The sequence below is a fragment of the Lentibacillus sp. Marseille-P4043 genome, from assembly GCF_900258515.1.
Lineage (GTDB): Bacteria > Bacillota > Bacilli > Bacillales > Amphibacillaceae > Lentibacillus_C.
In genome coordinates this window covers 1,579,086-1,595,705 of the sequence record NZ_LT984884.1, presented here as the reverse complement: position 1 = coordinate 1,595,705, position 16,620 = coordinate 1,579,086, and the positions used below count along the sequence as shown (strand labels likewise).

15 protein-coding genes and 2 pseudogenes are annotated in these 16,620 nt (G+C 38.5%); 5 read left to right on the top strand and 12 right to left on the bottom strand.

Annotated features, from left to right (window positions below):
- Positions 1 to 277 precede the first annotated feature (277 nt).
- Positions 278 to 946 (top strand): helix-turn-helix domain-containing protein, encoded by a 669-nt coding sequence (locus tag C8270_RS07815; RefSeq protein ID WP_158701654.1) that lies wholly within the window; start codon positions 278 to 280, stop codon positions 944 to 946.
- Between the two features lie 1,097 nt (positions 947 to 2,043).
- The gene (locus C8270_RS07810; RefSeq protein ID WP_106496290.1) at positions 2,044 to 2,481 is read left to right on the top strand and encodes a DUF2663 family protein; all 438 of its coding nucleotides are present in this window, start codon (positions 2,044 to 2,046) and stop codon (positions 2,479 to 2,481) included.
- A gap of 239 nt (positions 2,482 to 2,720) precedes the next feature.
- On the opposite strand, the gene C8270_RS07805 is transcribed toward C8270_RS07810, so the two are convergent.
- From C8270_RS07805 to C8270_RS20440, 3 genes are all read right to left on the bottom strand, one after another.
- Positions 2,721 to 3,689 (bottom strand): DnaD domain-containing protein, encoded by a 969-nt coding sequence (locus C8270_RS07805; protein WP_106496289.1) that lies wholly within the window; start codon positions 3,687 to 3,689, stop codon positions 2,721 to 2,723.
- A gap of 75 nt (positions 3,690 to 3,764) precedes the next feature.
- Complete coding sequence (locus C8270_RS07800; RefSeq protein ID WP_234028516.1) at positions 3,765 to 4,157, bottom strand: hypothetical protein; 393 nt, start codon at positions 4,155 to 4,157, stop codon at positions 3,765 to 3,767.
- On the bottom strand, positions 4,118 to 4,327 hold the full coding sequence (locus tag C8270_RS20440) for a hypothetical protein (RefSeq protein ID WP_234028515.1): 210 nt from the start codon (positions 4,325 to 4,327) through the stop codon (positions 4,118 to 4,120). Before C8270_RS20440 ends, C8270_RS07800 begins: the two co-directional genes overlap by 40 nt.
- Positions 4,328 to 5,132: 805 nt before the next feature.
- On the opposite strand from C8270_RS20440, the gene C8270_RS07795 reads away from it, so the two are divergent.
- The 3 genes and pseudogenes from C8270_RS07795 (at position 5,133) to C8270_RS07785 (ending at position 8,189) form a co-directional block, all read left to right on the top strand.
- The gene (locus tag C8270_RS07795) at positions 5,133 to 5,423 is read left to right on the top strand and encodes a hypothetical protein (RefSeq protein WP_106496288.1); all 291 of its coding nucleotides are present in this window, start codon (positions 5,133 to 5,135) and stop codon (positions 5,421 to 5,423) included.
- 36 nt (positions 5,424 to 5,459) lie between these two features.
- A pseudogene (locus C8270_RS07790) lies at positions 5,460 to 6,604 on the top strand (IS3 family transposase).
- 307 nt (positions 6,605 to 6,911) lie between these two features.
- A complete protein-coding gene (locus C8270_RS07785; RefSeq protein ID WP_106496286.1) occupies positions 6,912 to 8,189 on the top strand; it encodes a hypothetical protein in 1,278 nt (425 codons plus the stop codon).
- A 57-nt stretch (positions 8,190 to 8,246) separates the two neighbouring features.
- On the opposite strand, the gene C8270_RS07780 is transcribed toward C8270_RS07785, so the two are convergent.
- The 9 genes and pseudogenes from C8270_RS07780 to C8270_RS07740 all read right to left on the bottom strand — a co-directional run bounded on the left by C8270_RS07780 (position 8,247) and on the right by C8270_RS07740 (position 16,611).
- Positions 8,247 to 8,612: a hypothetical protein gene (locus C8270_RS07780; RefSeq protein ID WP_234028514.1), complete on the bottom strand. Its 366-nt coding sequence runs from the start codon at positions 8,610 to 8,612 to the stop codon at positions 8,247 to 8,249.
- Positions 8,613 to 8,778: 166 nt separating this feature from the next.
- Positions 8,779 to 10,317, bottom strand: a pseudogene (locus C8270_RS07775) (YifB family Mg chelatase-like AAA ATPase).
- Positions 10,318 to 10,659: 342 nt separating this feature from the next.
- On the bottom strand, positions 10,660 to 10,911 hold the full coding sequence (locus tag C8270_RS07770; protein ID WP_106496285.1) for a hypothetical protein: 252 nt from the start codon (positions 10,909 to 10,911) through the stop codon (positions 10,660 to 10,662).
- Positions 10,912 to 11,078: 167 nt separating this feature from the next.
- Positions 11,079 to 11,456, bottom strand: coding sequence for a DUF3990 domain-containing protein (locus tag C8270_RS07765; RefSeq protein WP_158701653.1), 378 nt, complete (start codon positions 11,454 to 11,456; stop codon positions 11,079 to 11,081).
- A 419-nt stretch (positions 11,457 to 11,875) separates the two neighbouring features.
- On the bottom strand, positions 11,876 to 13,138 hold the full coding sequence (locus C8270_RS07760) for a dicarboxylate/amino acid:cation symporter (RefSeq protein WP_106496283.1): 1,263 nt from the start codon (positions 13,136 to 13,138) through the stop codon (positions 11,876 to 11,878).
- A gap of 322 nt (positions 13,139 to 13,460) precedes the next feature.
- Entirely contained in the window at positions 13,461 to 14,240 is a 780-nt protein-coding gene (locus tag C8270_RS07755) for a sulfite exporter TauE/SafE family protein (RefSeq protein ID WP_106496282.1), read from the bottom strand.
- A 119-nt stretch (positions 14,241 to 14,359) separates the two neighbouring features.
- Positions 14,360 to 14,740, bottom strand: a complete 381-nt coding sequence (locus C8270_RS07750) for a RidA family protein (RefSeq protein ID WP_106496281.1) — start codon at positions 14,738 to 14,740, stop codon at positions 14,360 to 14,362.
- 1 nt (position 14,741) lies between these two features.
- Entirely contained in the window at positions 14,742 to 15,410 is a 669-nt protein-coding gene (locus C8270_RS07745; protein WP_106496280.1) for a helix-turn-helix transcriptional regulator, read from the bottom strand.
- Between the two features lie 13 nt (positions 15,411 to 15,423).
- On the bottom strand, positions 15,424 to 16,611 hold the full coding sequence (locus C8270_RS07740) for a MalY/PatB family protein (RefSeq protein WP_106496279.1): 1,188 nt from the start codon (positions 16,609 to 16,611) through the stop codon (positions 15,424 to 15,426).
- Between the last annotated feature and the right edge of the window lie 9 nt (positions 16,612 to 16,620).

Genomic DNA, 16,620 nt, shown 5'->3' with positions numbered 1-16,620 from the left:
AAAACGGGACATAGGGACAGGTTAGGTGTACCAGGTGACTTTGGTTTGGTGTATGGCTTAGCGCGCGGGACATGAAACCTGTCCCCATGTCCCACGCTTTACACTAGAGAAAAATAATAACTAAAATGAAACGTAGTTAATAAATATGTATAAAACCCGAAAAGAGGAATAATAATGATATTAGTTAATATATCCTTGTAGTTATGTTGCAGTTTTGTTTAAAATGCTTGTAGTTAGGTTTTAGTTAATGTAGTATAGGAGGTGGGAGGAGATGTATATGCTAACTGCATATGAATTACATGAGTTTAACAGACAAAAAGATTCTATTGCAGATTCACTTTTAAAGCAAGTCCACGGTAATAGTAATATTCTTCTTTTTAAAGTTTTAGTTAACTATTTAGAGAAAACAAATATAAGTGGTCTAAGGCTAGATAACTTAGATGAAAGTATTTTTAAAGATTCAAAAGAATTAAAGGAACGTTTCGCTCAAATTCTCGAACATATGGCTACAATTGCAGCAGAAGAAACAGAGCATTCGCCTACTTATACTACAGGGCAACTTGCCAAGTTTTTTGGCGTTTCCATTACAACGATAAATAATTGGATTAACAAAGGTCGATTTATCGGGGTTGAAAGAAAAGAACGGAACAAACAGGCTCGAATATCTGCTAACACAAAGTATAAAGCACCTTCTGGGGAAATTATGTTTGTAAAAGATGTAGTTGAAATGTATAACGAGGCAGAAAATGATGGAAATCTAAATAATAGTAATGAGCTAGAATTCTTGGTAACTCAATTGGCGATGTATGAAGGCAAATATGGGGGAGAATATGATAAGACTCTTGGAAATAAACCATTTAGCGGTATGACTCCAGAAGAACAAACGGATGCAGCAGCTTGGAGATATTTCCTGGAACAGGTGGAAAATGTCAACAGGTCTTCCTAATAATGGGACGCGGGGACAGGTTAGGTGTCCCAGGTGATTTTGGCTTGGTGTATGGCTTGGCGCGCGGTCGGGTAGAAAGCAGGTGCGCGCATTCCTAAGAATCACGTTTCCTGTAGCCCCCGTACGATCCCGGACGGTCGGATTTCCCGAGTCCGGTTCTGACCCTGAGTTACTATCGCCACATAAGCCTTCCCTATTTGCCTTAGGATTAAATGATGACACCCATATTCCCCCATAACTAAATAGGTTTACTTATGCGCTAGCCTTGAATCAAGAATTGAGCCAGACTCTGTGTCCCGACTTTATTTCATTCTAGATTACTGGCGCCCCAAGTGCCCAGAGGTCCTTCACCTACTTTGGTGTTACCATTGTAGAAGTTTACTTCCGTATACTTAGAAAGGCATTACCCTTTCCTCCTCGCTACTACGACCTCATGCGTCAATCCTAAATCCTCCATACCACTTTCGGTTGTAACTTATATGGTCGGTCTTTGCTGGTTGTTGTCACCCCAGCTGGAAGTAGGACTTTCCCGTCGTTATCTCTGAAAATCTTTCTCTAGATGCCAAAACCCCTACTCCGGCTGCTTCTATGGTGCACTTGACCGTTTCTTCCCATAGAACATCGGCCTTCCCCACTCGTCCACTAGGTCGGCGCTTCACATTCTCCCTTTATAACAGTATAAAAAAGGGCAGGTATTTCGGAGCTGCAGTATTCGTTAAAGCCTTTTGGCCTCTAGATTTGCTCGCCACTCTAACTGTTCCGATTCTCACCCTCTCTGAGTAGAGTTGAGCCGCAGTGACTTTTACTTCCAAGCAGAACGTGGTTTGTTACCTCCCCACGCATTGGATATACTAGTCATCCGAACCGATCAATTGATGACAGGAGACTTTCACTCCATTAGATTTTCAGCCTTGACGGCTGCTCCGGACGAGGGACCTGTCCCCATGTCCCACTTCACATCCGGGTGGCTCCTTTCCATGAAAACGGATGATAACCTTCGTTCGACATATTTCGGGAAGTGACAGGCACCCTAGAAAAAAGATACAGTACTAAATCTATTAGCAATTTCATATATATAAGCCAGAGGTGAAAAGCTTATGGCTTCATGGAGGGAAAATGTTTCAGACGATACTATGCTCGACAAGCTCCAATTAATAAATAATAATAAAAAATCCTTAACTGATAACCGTAACTTTAACTTAAAAGTAACAATTATTTCCGGTTCCCTGTTAGCTGTTTATGCATTTCTTTTTATCCGAAATCATCCGAATGAAAATATCCTCATTATAACAGTTGATTTTTTCGGTAATGCATACCATCTATTATGGCTTTTAACAACAACAGTCTTTTTCTTTATGCATATTTATTATCAAACCCGTATTGACCAAGAAAAAAACAGTTTAGAAAAGCTCCGTTTAGAAACTATTGATCATCTAAAAAATACTTGGTATATTAATGAGCATTCTCATATTAGAGATCAAATTTCTAGAGATATGGAAAAGCAGGGTATTAATGTTAGGTTTAAAAATGGATAAAAAACTTAATCTGCATTAATGACAGCCATCCTAACAAAATTCGCTTGTTCCGACTTTACGCTAGATTCACTTAATTGACTACCAACACCAACGGAATCCACAACTTTTACATATTCTTTTTCAGATTAAAATTCCGGAATCGGGACACAGGGACAGGTTAGTTGTCCCACAGCGAAACCCACGTATGACGAAGGATACAGAGCGGGACAACTAACCTGTCCCCCATGTCCCACCCCATACTAATCCCTCCTAAACTTCGCGATCACCCGCTCAAACTCCGCCTTCTCTGCCTCCATATCCACCGGCTCAGGTTCACGTTTTTTTAGGTCGTCAACCATTTGCTTCCGTTCCCACTCTTCAAACCAATCCGGTACAACCTCATTACTCGCCCCATGGCCTTGAACTTGAAACTGCTTTTGCCTTTGCTGCATTCTAAATGCTACTTCATCAGCCTCTGCTTCCTCGACAGTCGTGATCCCTTTCTTAGCCCATGCTTGCAAGATCCCCTTGACATAACCCCAATTCGCTTTATTTTTCTCCAACGCCCGTTCCATCGCAGCAATAACCAAGGAATCGCCAACATCGTCTATCCAGTTCAGCATATCGTCGGAAACAAACGAACTTAAGTCACCGAAATTTTCTTGGTAAAATCGGATCGCGTCTGTAATAATTATTTCTTTTTGTTTTGTTTCGTTTTGTTTATGTTTATGTTTAATTAATGGGGCCACAGTGTGGTTCATACTCCGGTCCATACTGTGGTTCAAACTATGGTCCACACTCTCGTCCATACCTCGGTCAGCCTCAAGGGCCATACGCTCATCCTGCATCTTATTGCCGCTCGCGCAATGGTCCGCATTGTTGGTCATGATGCAGTCGTCAGATTGTTCGCAAGCGGATTCAACAAAACCGTGACCATGCTCGTGATTTGGGACTTGCGAGATCATTTCATAAATACCCGCTTGATTTCTTCCCCTTGATTGGAAATTGATAAATCCTTTTTCCTGAAGTTCAGTCCTTGCCCGTTTAAAAGAACTTTCTTTGATACCAGATTTTACTTGAATTATGGAAGCAGCCACGGAAAATTCCTTCTTCCAGCCGCATAAATTGTTGAAATGCATCAACGTATTCCATAGTGCAACTGCTGATCCTGTTACAGGGTTAAATGTGATTTGATGATAAAATGCATTCAATTCTTTTATGTAATTCATACTAACTTCCTCCATTTAATTAAATATGTGATAGATAATGCGTGTCCTTAAACAAAGACACGCATTTTTTGCTGCTTAAACATCCCAGGAGACACGTTTACGAAATTCTGCATTCCTTAATATAGCACGAACCTGCCTCCCCCAACTTTTCACTGCATCAACGGTCGTGTTTTCCTGTATGGCAATATCCTTCACAGCCATATCGTCTATGATGTAAAACCGAACCCACTTCCATTGATTTTCAGTAAGCTCTGATTTCAGGTTCCTCCATAGATATGGGTCGTTTATTGGTAAGTCGGAAAAATTCACTACCGGATAGGTCACTTCCTTGCGACGTAAGTGGTTGCCATTATCTAGTTGGGTCTTTTGCTCGGAGATTGCCTCTTGCGTGTGGTCGTTATCCCTTGTTTGTTTGCGGATTAAGTCAATTAAACGTTTACGAATCGTGAAGTTGAAGTATGTAGCCATTGGGCCTTTATCTGGTTGATGATTTCGCAAGCATTCCACAACGCACAAAGCCCTTCCTGAAAATATTCCCTGTGCGGATCACGAATGTTTAATTTATGAATGTGGTAATGAATCCTCCGCTTGTTCTGTTCAAAAATCTCCTCAAATTCAAAACTCTTTTTCTTATCCATTTGTTCTCTCCTCCCATTCCATTCTCAGCCAAGGAATGAACCCTATTAAATCAAACAATCTAGCAGCCACCCCGCGACTAGCCTTAGCCTATTACAAAAGTAAAAAATGTTCATCCAGGCTAACTTCGCACATTTGACGTGAAATTCAAATTTTCATTATAAAAAGGGTACCCAAAATTCAATTTTCCCCCATTACCCCCCTAGCAAAATTGTATTTTCATAGGAAGATTAAAAGTTAGCTAGTTTTTTAAAAAAAGTGGGATATTAACTTAGTAAAGGGTTGACCCTATCAGTTTGTAGCTATACCTTTTTACCTACCACTGGATGACAAGAAGTGTACCAGTAAATGATAGGCAATTACCACCATATCTTATGGTTGGTTAAAGTTAAAATCCATACGTATTTGCGATCAAGCCATATCGTTGAATAAATTATGTTAAAGTGGAATTAGGAATGTTGTGAATTGGAGATTGAACTATAAATCGGAAATTCAGCTATTTCCTTTATCTTGACTTTTGCACCATTTTATTAAGTTTTGAAAGATAATCAAGTAAGCATTCAACCTGGGAAACCAATATTAAAGACACTGATTTACACAACATATATAAAAAAGAAACCATGTCTACCGTTAAGAACGAAAATAAACAAAATGACTTGCCAAAATTAGGATCTTATCCGTTACTCATAAATTATAATCATGGTAAATACTTTTTAAGATGGACGCGCAACAGCAACTGCAAAAACACTTTTGATACTATCCAAAGTGTTGAAACTGCACAAAAGGACATCGGGGGGGGTTGAGAAATTGAAATTAAAAAAATATATATTATTGTTAATTTTAATTTTTATATTTAGCGGCTGTCATAATAGCAACATACCAGAAGGTTTTTCTAAGGAGTATTATAACGATTTTGTAAAGAGCTATGAATTATATGAAAAAAGGGTAAAAAAATATGACGGTAAATTTGTTGATGATAACGGTGAATTAATTGATTTCGAGGGTGATATATTTAAAGACTCTGATCTATTGGAAGTGGCTTGGGAAGATAGAAAGAGAAAAGAAGACGGTAAAGATATAATGTATCCGTGGGTTTAGACACTAAAAATGAAAAAATAAGATAATACTAGTGCTATGAGTAAAAAACGAAGAAGATATAGTTCAGCGGAAAAAGCAAAGGTTGTTTTAGAAATATTGAGAGAAGAAAGTACTCTTAATGAAATCGCTCAAAAATATGAAGTAAGCCCACAACTTATTAGCAGGTGGAAGACGGAGTTTCTGAATAACATGCCTGCTGTCTTTGACAAAAAATCCACGGAATTAGAAAAACTTAAGCAGGAGCACGAGGCGGAAAAGGAGGAGTTAATTAATCAAATTGGACAGTTGACCGTGGACATGAATTGGCTGAAAAAAAAACAACAACAGGTCTCAGATTGGAGGAGAAAAGAGCACTAATAGACTTTGATAGTAAGGAGTTAACAGTTAAGCACCAGTGTAAACTATTAAACTTGTCTAGGGCAAGTGCTTACTATGAAATCAAGGTGCACCAGCCAAGTCAAGAGGAAATCAACATCAAAAATGCCATTGATCGAATACACCTTAATGAACCTGCATATGGCTGCCGAAGAATCCGAAATGAGTTAAGAAAACTAGGCTTTACCAATATAGGAATCAAGCGGACACGTCGTTATATGCGAGAAATGGGTATAACCGCGTTCTATCCCGGACCGAATCTGAGCAAGCGGGATTTGCAGGCACGAACGTACCCTTACCTGCTTCGGGGTACAAGCATTACCCACCGAAATCAGGTTTGGGGTATTGATATTACGTATTGTGGCACTCCAGCAGGCTTTATGTACCTTGTGATTATTATAGACTGGTATTCAAGATTTATCGTGGGGTGGTCTTTAAGCAACACAATGCAGACCGATTTTATTGTTCGTACAGTAGAGAAGGCTATTCAGGCACATGGAATGCCCGAGATCATCAACAGTGATCAAGGAAGTCAATTCACATCCAAAGATTATATCAATTGCATCAAAAGCTATGAATCCATAAAAATCAGCATGGATGGTAGAGGACGCGCAAAAGACAATGCCAGAACGAAGCGTTATTTCCGAAGTTACAAATGGGAAAGGCTTTACTTACTATACCCGGAGACGGTGTTGGAATTAAAACAAATGACGAAGCTCTACATGCATCATTACAACTGGAGTAGGCCACATCAAGCTTTAGGAGAAAAAACACCGGCCAATATACATTATGGAAGGAGCGATTAACCACAGCGAAGCTGCTTGCCCTTGACCGCCGTGCCACCCCTTAGTGATCGCTGGAAGGGGTCGGGGCCCCGCCAGCGGAACTTAGGAAGTGATTGGCCATGGTACGCTGGCTGTGCGGGTAGGAGCCGTAAAGGCTGAATTTTTCCCATCCGCCACAAGAGAACTACCATGGCATAAACAAGGTCAAGGGTGGTGGGCTTCAGCAAACCTTAAGACTTGGAAAAAAAGTGGCCGTTAAAGCGTCGGGGAGATTAGACTTTTAGGAAGGAGACTTTATCTTAAAAAATCGATTTTTGTGTCTTGACAAGTGGGCACATTACAAGATGCAGTATTAACTGAGAAGGAAAGTCAACTTAAAGACGACATTATGTCTTTATACTTCCTTAAACAAATAGACTTCTTTAATGACGACTTGAAAAAAAAGACGATTGAAAATAATCCAGAATATGCTAATCCCGTTAAGGCATCCATTAATCTAGAAAAAGAGATTATAAAAACTATTGGATTAAAAAAAGAGTCGATCACAGCTAGTTTACAGAAAAAATCTAAACAAAAGGACTCTGACACGACAAAAGATAATCAAAATATTCAACGGGATAGAAAAAAATACGATGATAAACTTAAAGAAGTGGATCATGTTACACAGAAATACGTTGTCAGCCTAATTATTCCTTTAACAGCTATCGAAAAATCTTCCTCTGATATACAATCCACCCTGGCAGGTTCCAGTATTTATTCAAAGGAATCAATTGGAAGGGAATCCGCCATTATTGATGATATTAAAAAGAATGTGAAAATCATATTAAATGCCAGTGATATTATTATGAACCTCAGAGCACCAAAAAACACAGATTATGCTATGAAAGAACAAATGTGGAAAAAATATGCAAAGCGCTATTCGACAATATCCCGCAATATAATAAAGAATTTAGGAAAAAATCAGCATAGAATCAATGAGTTAGAAGAAATTTTACAAGACCTGGATTATGAAGTCTCTCAGGCCGAAATAAAGTTCGGGGAATTAATTGCTGAGAATCATTATTCTGAATACGATTCTTTAATAACCTTGTTGAGCAATGATAACAAAATTACGGGGAGACAAAACAGTATTGGTCAGGCAGTCATTGCAAGTCAAATTCGTGTAGGCATTATACAAGCCGGTAGAAACGTAGAACAGGACGTTAAGAAAATGAATAGAGAAAATAGAGAAGGAGACAAAAGTAAATCTGAAGCCATTGATAAAGGTTCCAAAAAGGATTCTGGTGAAGAATATGAGCCAAAATATATGAGCCCAGACGAGTGGGAAACCTGTATAAATAGTGAAGCTTATACAATAGAAGAATGTATTCGTGCTGATAAATATTACTCGGAAGCTGATCCATATGAATGGGCTCCGGGAGTGAAAGAAAAATTTGAGAACAAAATAGTAGAACTAGGTTATGTGGACTCTAAGGATAATATTAGATATAAGGAATATAAAGTTAATGAAAATAATGAGGGATTGCTAGAGGTTTATAGAGAAAAAGATGGAGCAGAAATATATATTGTTGTCGTTAATGTGAAAACAGGTTGGTTTCATGGCTAATCGTAATGTGGCTATGGAAACTAGCCCCATAGCCACACTTCGTTTTCCGTTACCCTTTTAGCTCTCCTCCACAAATTCCCGATAATTTTTCTTTACCGGCTCCGAAAAATATCCTAGCAGTATTTCAGTGGTTACATGCGAATTCTTTTCTTCCGTTACATACGCCCGATAACTACTCCAGTAATAAGCATTAGGTCTAGCTACCATGTTCGCTTCAACCGGATTCAGGTGAATATAGCGGCTCACATCTAGTTGATGGTCCTTCGTATCAATCAATTCTGCACCGTACCGCCCTTGAAATACATGGCCGACTAGACGGCGACGCTTATTGAAATGTAAAGAATAGCGGGTATTGATCATTTTCATCATATGCTGTGGGTGGTGATTGATGGTTTCCACCTGTAGATGCAGATGGTTCGTCATGAGGCAGTAACTGTGAAGATGGAAGGGATAGTATTTACGGCTTTCTCAAGAATGTCCAGATAGGCTTGATGATCAATCGAATCATAGAAGAGAGAAGTTCGACGATCCCCCCCGATTTGTGATATGATACATCGCCCTGGATACCACACGCGTTGTTTCCTTGCCATTATTTTACCATCCCTTTCTTTGTTTGCGTATCTTGCTTGCGCCGTATTGTCACAGCCTCCCAAATCGCCTCATTGGTAATTTGTTCGTCTCCGCTTAAGTCAGAAATGGTTCTTGCCAAGCGGCGAATCCTCATCTGGGCTCTCGTGCTCCAGTGATATTTGCTTGCCCACCTTTGTACCATTTTTTCTTGTTCTGAAGTCAAAACAGAAAATGCAAGTAATAATTCATTGGAAACAGTGGCATTGCAAACTTCTTTGGCATATCTTTCGTATTGAGTTTTCCTCGCTCTTTCAACTCGCTCTCGAATAGCTTCTGACGTTTCATTTTGTTTTAAAGAAGATTCGTCAAGATGTTCCTTATACAGTTTTAATAAAATATCCATTCGATCCTGAATAGGACCAGACACGCGATTCGTATATGCCTGGACTTTTTTCGGTGTACACGTACAATAAGAATGCCTTGATCCTAAATGACCACACGGACAAGGATTCATCGCACCAATTAGTTGAAAGCGTTGCTGGATAGGTAACTGCCTGAGCCGCTCTGCTGATGGTGGCAGTTCCGGTTTCCAAAGGCTGCCTGAGCATGTCCAGGGTTCGTTTGGGGAATTCAGCCATTTCATCGAGAAAAAGAACCCCGTGGTGGGCTAATGACACTTCCCCAGGCTTTGGATTTGCTCCTCCGCCAATAAGCGAAACTGCTGAAGCAGAATGGTGCGAATCTCGGTATGGCGGAACTTGAAAATCCGTGTTGCTTACCCCTGCTAGCTGATATATGCTCATGACATCAAATTGACTATCTTGAGTTAGGATAGGTAGAATCAATGAAAATGTTTCTGCCAAAAGGCTTTTTCCACAGCCGGGTGGTCCTACCATAAGGACGTGATGCTCGCCCGCAGCCGCTATTTCCAATGCTCGTTTTGCTACTTTGTGACCAATTATATGCTGAAAATCTTTATCGTAGGTTGGAGTTTTTGCTGTTGAAGATTCTAAGGTGGGTTTCATCGGAAGTGAAAATGCAGTTAGCTGACCGGAAAATGATTCAATAACCTCCTGGAGTGTTTCGACAATACGGATTTCCATCCCCTTTATCTGCTGAATTGGAAAGTTGTCCATTCGAGGCAAATAGAGAATACGAACACCTTGCCGTTTTGCTGCAATGATCGCCGGAAGCATCCCATTCACAGCCTTAATCGACCCATCCAGCGATAAAACCCCCAGAAAAGCAGCATGATCAGGAATTGAATCCTTGAATTCCTTCGCCTCTTTCATAATCCCAGTCGCCATCGCCAAATCAAAAATAGGACTGTTTTTCTTCTGTTCAGCTGGAGAAAGATTGATAATTATTTTCTTATTCAGAATCTGACAGTCATTAGTATACAATGCAACCATCACCCTATCCTTTGATTCTCCTTCACAGAAGCATCTGGAAGTCCAACAATGTTCACACCCTCTACACCTGGAAGCAATTGTACCTCCACTTGGACAAGATACCCTTCCATTCCCTTTAACCCAATACTCGTTACAATCGTAGCCATCTTTTTTCCCCTCTTTTCTTAATCGATTATAAATAAGATAGGATAAAAGAAAAAAGAAGTCAAGAGCGTTTGTTCGCAATATTTTTTGCAGAAATTATAATGTAACGAAAGGAAAGATAAAGAAGTTCAATTTCTGCTAACAAAAAAAGCAATTTCCGGTATGAAAAACAATGGTAAAATAAAATTTTGGTAAAAGTAAAATAAATTTCAAATCAAATTCTGCAATAGTACTTGCTTTAGTGCTTTATTGCGGTGGGGGTCTGACTCCAATACCACTATTGTAATTACAGAAAATAAAAGGAAAGGAATTAACAACTATTTTTCTTGTTGTAATTCCTTTCCTTAATGGTAAAAATGTTTTTGCAAAGCTTCAACATCATTTTGATCAGTTAGTATGCTAATTGCCCAATTATATGGAGATTCATGAAATCCTAGTTTATCTTTAACTAAAGATTCTTCTACTTCTGATTCTTTAATTATTTCCATTGCTTCCTCTTTACTTTTTCCAAACTCATTTATTAATTCCTTAGATATATGCTGAACCATTAAGTCAATCTCATTACGAAGCTCGGTTGCTTTGTTTGTATTTAACATTTTATCACCTCCAAAAGTTGTAAATATCGAGCAGCTTCATTTGTTAATACTGCTAGCTGATCTTTATTATTATATGCTTTTATCTCCTCATAATTCACTGATAATAAACCGCCATCAGCGACAGGTCCATAAATCCAATCTTTATGTTGTATAGAACTTTGCTTAGCTTAGCGCATATTCCAAACAAACTGTTTCCAATCAGAACCCTCGTTATCAAATACTTTATAGTTTAATTCTTCCCATTTAGAAGTGTCTTTAATCTTAAACTTTAGAACAACGGGGTTAAAATCCTTTTTCATTCCAAGAAAATCACCAATAGTTATTCCAGATAATTCGAGGATTTGATTATATATTGGTTTGTTCGTTCTACGTTTTGCCCAATCACTGGCTTGTTCGAAATTATTTGTTAAGTAAAATCCAGGTCCGAAATCAACTCCACCTTTTTTCCTTGGAAATATCTTCACCCCATGTTTTACAATATTATCAGAGTACAAATCTATAGTTCCATGATATAAAGGTAGATTAGGGTCATAATTTATATACAACGCATTGACTCCAATCTAATTCTCTATTTACTAAATTATATCATGAAACACTATTTTTTCATATATTTTCTATTGTAGACAAACACCTTTAAATCGCTTTTCTAACGTAGTGGGGGTCTGACCCTAGAATCTCCTGAGAAAATAGTATACCTTAGTACGTCGGATCGATCGTATTCCTTGGCCTTATAATCACAGTAATAAACAGAAATTTATGGAAAAGGAAAAGATTGAATCCCCAAGGGGGACGCACTAATCCCGAGACTTCATTCTTCTTGGGCAATCAAAAATTTTGCGGATAGTAGTTACATAGAATTGAAGAAGGCACGATGAGCAGATTATATCCGCTTATCGTGCCTTCTTTCACGCAAAACTTCCGATTGTCCCCTAAAAGAACCGTCCCCCTTGCCTCCTGCTAATCTTTACATAACTTGGTTATCAACATATTGCTTGTGCTCTACCACCCTTTTCCTTTTCCCTTCTGATTTATCTACAATAGCGGTTCCTGTTAAGTCACCTGTAACATTAACTGCCGTGCATCCCATTCCAATAATTGCATCCACTGAAGCTAACAAGGCAACGGTTTCAATTGGCAAACCAATTTGGGTGAAAACGGTTGCAATAATAACCAGTCCTGCTCCTGGAACCCCAGCAGTACCAATACTTGCCAAGGTTCCTACAACAACAACCTCAACCATTTGGCTTAAGCTTAAAGGATCTCCAATTATATTTGCTGCAAACACAACCGAAACAGCGATACGAATAGCGTTTCCATCCATGTTGATTGTTGCCCCTAAGGGTAAACTAAAGCTGTATAAACCTTTTGATAAGCCCATATTGTTGGCTGCCTTTAATGTAACCGGTAGTGTGCCTGAGCTACTTTGGGTGGTAAAGGCTGTTAACATTGCTTCTCGCGCATGTTTAAAAAAGTTCCTTAGTTCTATTTTAAATACAAACAATAGAACAACATAAATAAGGATCATTGCAATCAAGCCGATATACAAGACACCCACCATATTCCCTAAAGATATAAGTGTATCTACACCTTGTACACCAACAGTCCCAGCAACAATAGCAAAAATACCAATTGGTACATATTGGAGAACCCATTCCATAACTTTAAATGTAATATCATTCAGACCACGAACGGTTTGGTATAAATGTTCTCCTATGGCATGACTTTGTTCGGAATCCCTTAACTTCGCTATCGCAATCCCGAACACCATCGCAGTAAATATAATACCCAAAAGGTTCAACTCACTAAAAGCTGTGACGATGTTTTCCGGAATAATGTTTAAAAATGCGCTTACGAATCCTGAGTTTTCTGGTGGCTCAATTTCCTTGCCACCGCCTAAAGACAATCCTTCACCGCCAGGATCGAGCACATTAGCAACAACGAGACCCACAATTAGTGCTAAGGCAGATGATAGAATGTAATAGACAAAGACTTTTCCACCCATACGACCTAAATTTGTTATTTCAGTTTGATTCATTCCATCGATTAAAGTGAATAATACAAGTGGAACGATCAAAAATCGAAGTAGCCGTAATAAAAGCTCTCCAAGTGGTTCCAAAACCGTCGCTTGCTCCCCTAATAGGAAACCAGCAATGATTCCAAGTATGAGCGCAATTGTAATCTTTAGTATTAATGATGCTTTGATATATCCATTAAACAAACCCTTCATAAATTAATTATCCCCCTCGTTAAAAAATCAATTGACAAATAGTAAAAGCGCTTACAAATCAAAGTGAATACTATAACTTACTAACATACAAAGGTTATCACCTGTATACTATAGTCAAATAATTAACTCGTCAAACTCTTCAGAAAATTATGGTCGTAATTCCTCTGCTTTACCAACATTCACCAAAGCGTCTGTGTTGTATTTTAACGATATGTAGAAGTGTGCTGTTGAATGATGTACCAGACTGTTGTGAAGAACGTCCAACATGCTAGAAGGCACTATCCTTAGTTATGCTGAACGCCCGTAGAACAATAACTAGAAGCTATGTTAAAAAATCATACCAAATTTTTATCGCCGTGACCATAATCAATAACGCCAATATTCCTTGCAATAACTTAATGTTGACCCTTTCGCCGACTTTTGCTCCTATCGGTGAAGCTACAAGGCTAGCCGCAATCATCACAAGTGCAGGAATAAATAGCACTTGATCAGTCGCAATCTTTCCTATTGTCGCCCCAATGGAGGAAATGAAAGTAATTGCCAAAGAGGTGGCTATCGTTACTCTTGTTGGAATTTTCAATACCACCAACATAATCGGGACAAGAAGGAAGGCCCCTCCTGCACCAACAATACCTGCACCAGTTCCAACAATTAATGCTAGGGTTGCAGCTAACCATTTATTATAGTTAAGTTTACCATCATCTGCATTTGCCACACTCTTTTTTGGTAAAAACATAATAACAGCAGCAATGACAGCTAATATACCGTAAATAAAATTGATGCTTTCTTCCGCTAAGAAATGAGATCCATAACCGCCAGCAAAACTACCAATTAAAATACTTACCCCCATTGTTACGACTAGGCTTTTATTTATATATCCACCTTTACGATATACCAAAATCCCTGACAATGTTGCAAAAAAGACCTGTACAGCAACAATACCTGATGTTTCGTAAGCATTAAAACCCGTAAATCCAAGTAGAACGGGAATGTAAAGTAACATGGGATAATTAATAATGGCACCGCCAATACCAAGCATTCCTGAAAAAAATGATCCAATAAAACCAATAAGGAATGTAGTTAAAATAAAAGCCAGATCCATCCTTTTCCCCCTTCCCGTTAAAAGGATATAATGATATCCACATTTATTTACATTTAATTATCACTATAGGGTTCTTCTTTGCCTACTTCATAATTCGTATAACATCTTTCATCCTCCGTTCAACCGGTGTAAACAATCGCTTCGATTTCTACTAGTACATCTTTTGGTAAGCGACTTACTTCTACCGTTGAGCGAGCAGGTTTATGATTATTTAGGTGTTTACTATATTCCTCATTCACAATAGAAAACTGATTCATGTCATTAATAAAAATCATTGTCTTGATAACGTGATTAAAAGTCAAACCTTCACTTTCCAGAATCCCTCTAATATTATTCATTACTTGCTCTGTTTGTTTACCAATTTCTGATTCAACAACTTCATTTGTCTCCGGATTAACAGGAATTTGACCGGATATAAATAGAAAGTCTCCTGCTTTTAATGCTTGTGAATAGGGACCTATTGCCTTAGGTGCCTTTTCTGTAAATAGTGATTTCATCATTTTACTTCATCTTCCTTTCCAATAAATATTCTTTTTGGGTCCTAACTCTTTGTAGATAATTATAAATTGTGAATTTAGAAACACCGAGGACCGAAGCCACATATTCAGCCGCCCCTTTAATTAAGAAAGTGCCTCTATTTTCTAACCTACTGACAAATTCCACTTTTTCCTCTAGGTCCATTGATGACGGGGCCTTTTTAAATTCTTGTAAAACCTGGTCAACTATACCTTGTATAGCATCTTGAACCGACGTAAAGAAACTTTCGGACTTTTCCACGTGATCATCAAATGAAATAAAATCCTGTATTTCACCATTTAGTTGCATGAGCAGGCTTATATCATAATTGATGCACAATGCACCAATTACCTTCCCTTCTAGATCCCAAATATATATTGTCGACGACTTCATGACATTTCCGCTTTTTGTTTGTGTTTTGTAATTTGGAATATCTGAAATCTCAACTGATGGTTTTTTTAGTCCGTTTAAAACTAAATCCGTTACAGGAGATCCAATTTCCCGGCCCGTAACATTACCTGCTATATGAACTAAAGATTTCTCCAAATTACCAAAATCGTGGACTGCCACTTCACATCGTGAGCCAAATGTTGCCACCAGCATATCAGCTGTGCGTTTAGCAAAATCAAACAAAACTTGATTACATCTCTCCATTTATTTCATCACCTTAAGAAATAGTAGTACTTTGCTGATTACAACATTTTTCCAACGCATTTAATGCTGTTTTTAAAGTAGCACGTGGGCAGGCATAATTCATCCGCATGAATCCGGTCCCACCAGTTCCGAAAATTGATCCAGCGTCAAAACCGACATGTGACTCATTAACAATCAATTGATTAAGCTCCTCTTGACTTAGACCAAAATCCCGAAAATCTAGCCATGCAAGATATGTCCCCTCGGGTTGAATTAAATGAACATTTGGCAGGTTTTCTTCTACATTATTCTTTAAGTATTGTAAATTCCCGTACAAATAGTCAATTAACTGATCTAACCACTCATCCCCATATCGATATGCATTCTCCAATGCAACGACGCCAAAATAATTAGGAGCAGCAAGCGAAAAGGCATTAATCACCTCATCAAATTTAGCTCGAATTCCTTCATTTGGAATAATAATGCTAGAGGTTTTTAATCCCACTAAATTAAATGTTTTACTTGGCGCAACGCAGGTGATTGAATGCTGGGCGAATTCTTCAGAAATGGAGGCAAATGGAATGTGAGTTTGATCCTTAAAAACCAAATCACAAAAGACCTCATCAGAAACAATAAGAATATTATGCTTGACACAAATTTCACCTAATCTTATTAGTTCCTCTTTACTCCATACCCTACCGATTGGATTGTGGGGGCTACAAAGAATCATCATTTTGACACTCGAGTCAATTTTTTGTTCTAAATCTTCAAAGTCCATTTGATATCGACCATTTTCCAATTTCAAAGGACTCTCAACAACTCCTCTCCCCTGCGAACGAATGACTCGATAAAAAGCATGATGGACCGGGGATTGAACAAGAATTTTATCGCTTGCTTGTGTAAACTTATTAATAATTAATGATAATGCAGGGATAATTCCCGGACTGTGTGTAATCCATTCCTTCTCAATTGACCAATGGTGTCTTTTCTCAAACCAATTCATAATGGAAGATAGATAGGAATCTGGTCTAATAGTATATCCGAATATCCCCTGATCTGCTCGTTCCTTTAAAGCTTCAACCACTCGTTCCGGAGACTTAAAATCCATATCAGCAACCCACATTGGAATTATGGAATCGCTCCCAAATTTATCAGAAAGTGTATCCCATTTTTTACTAGCCGTACGTTCCCGATCATTAACCTGATCAAAATTATAGTTCATGTGAATTTA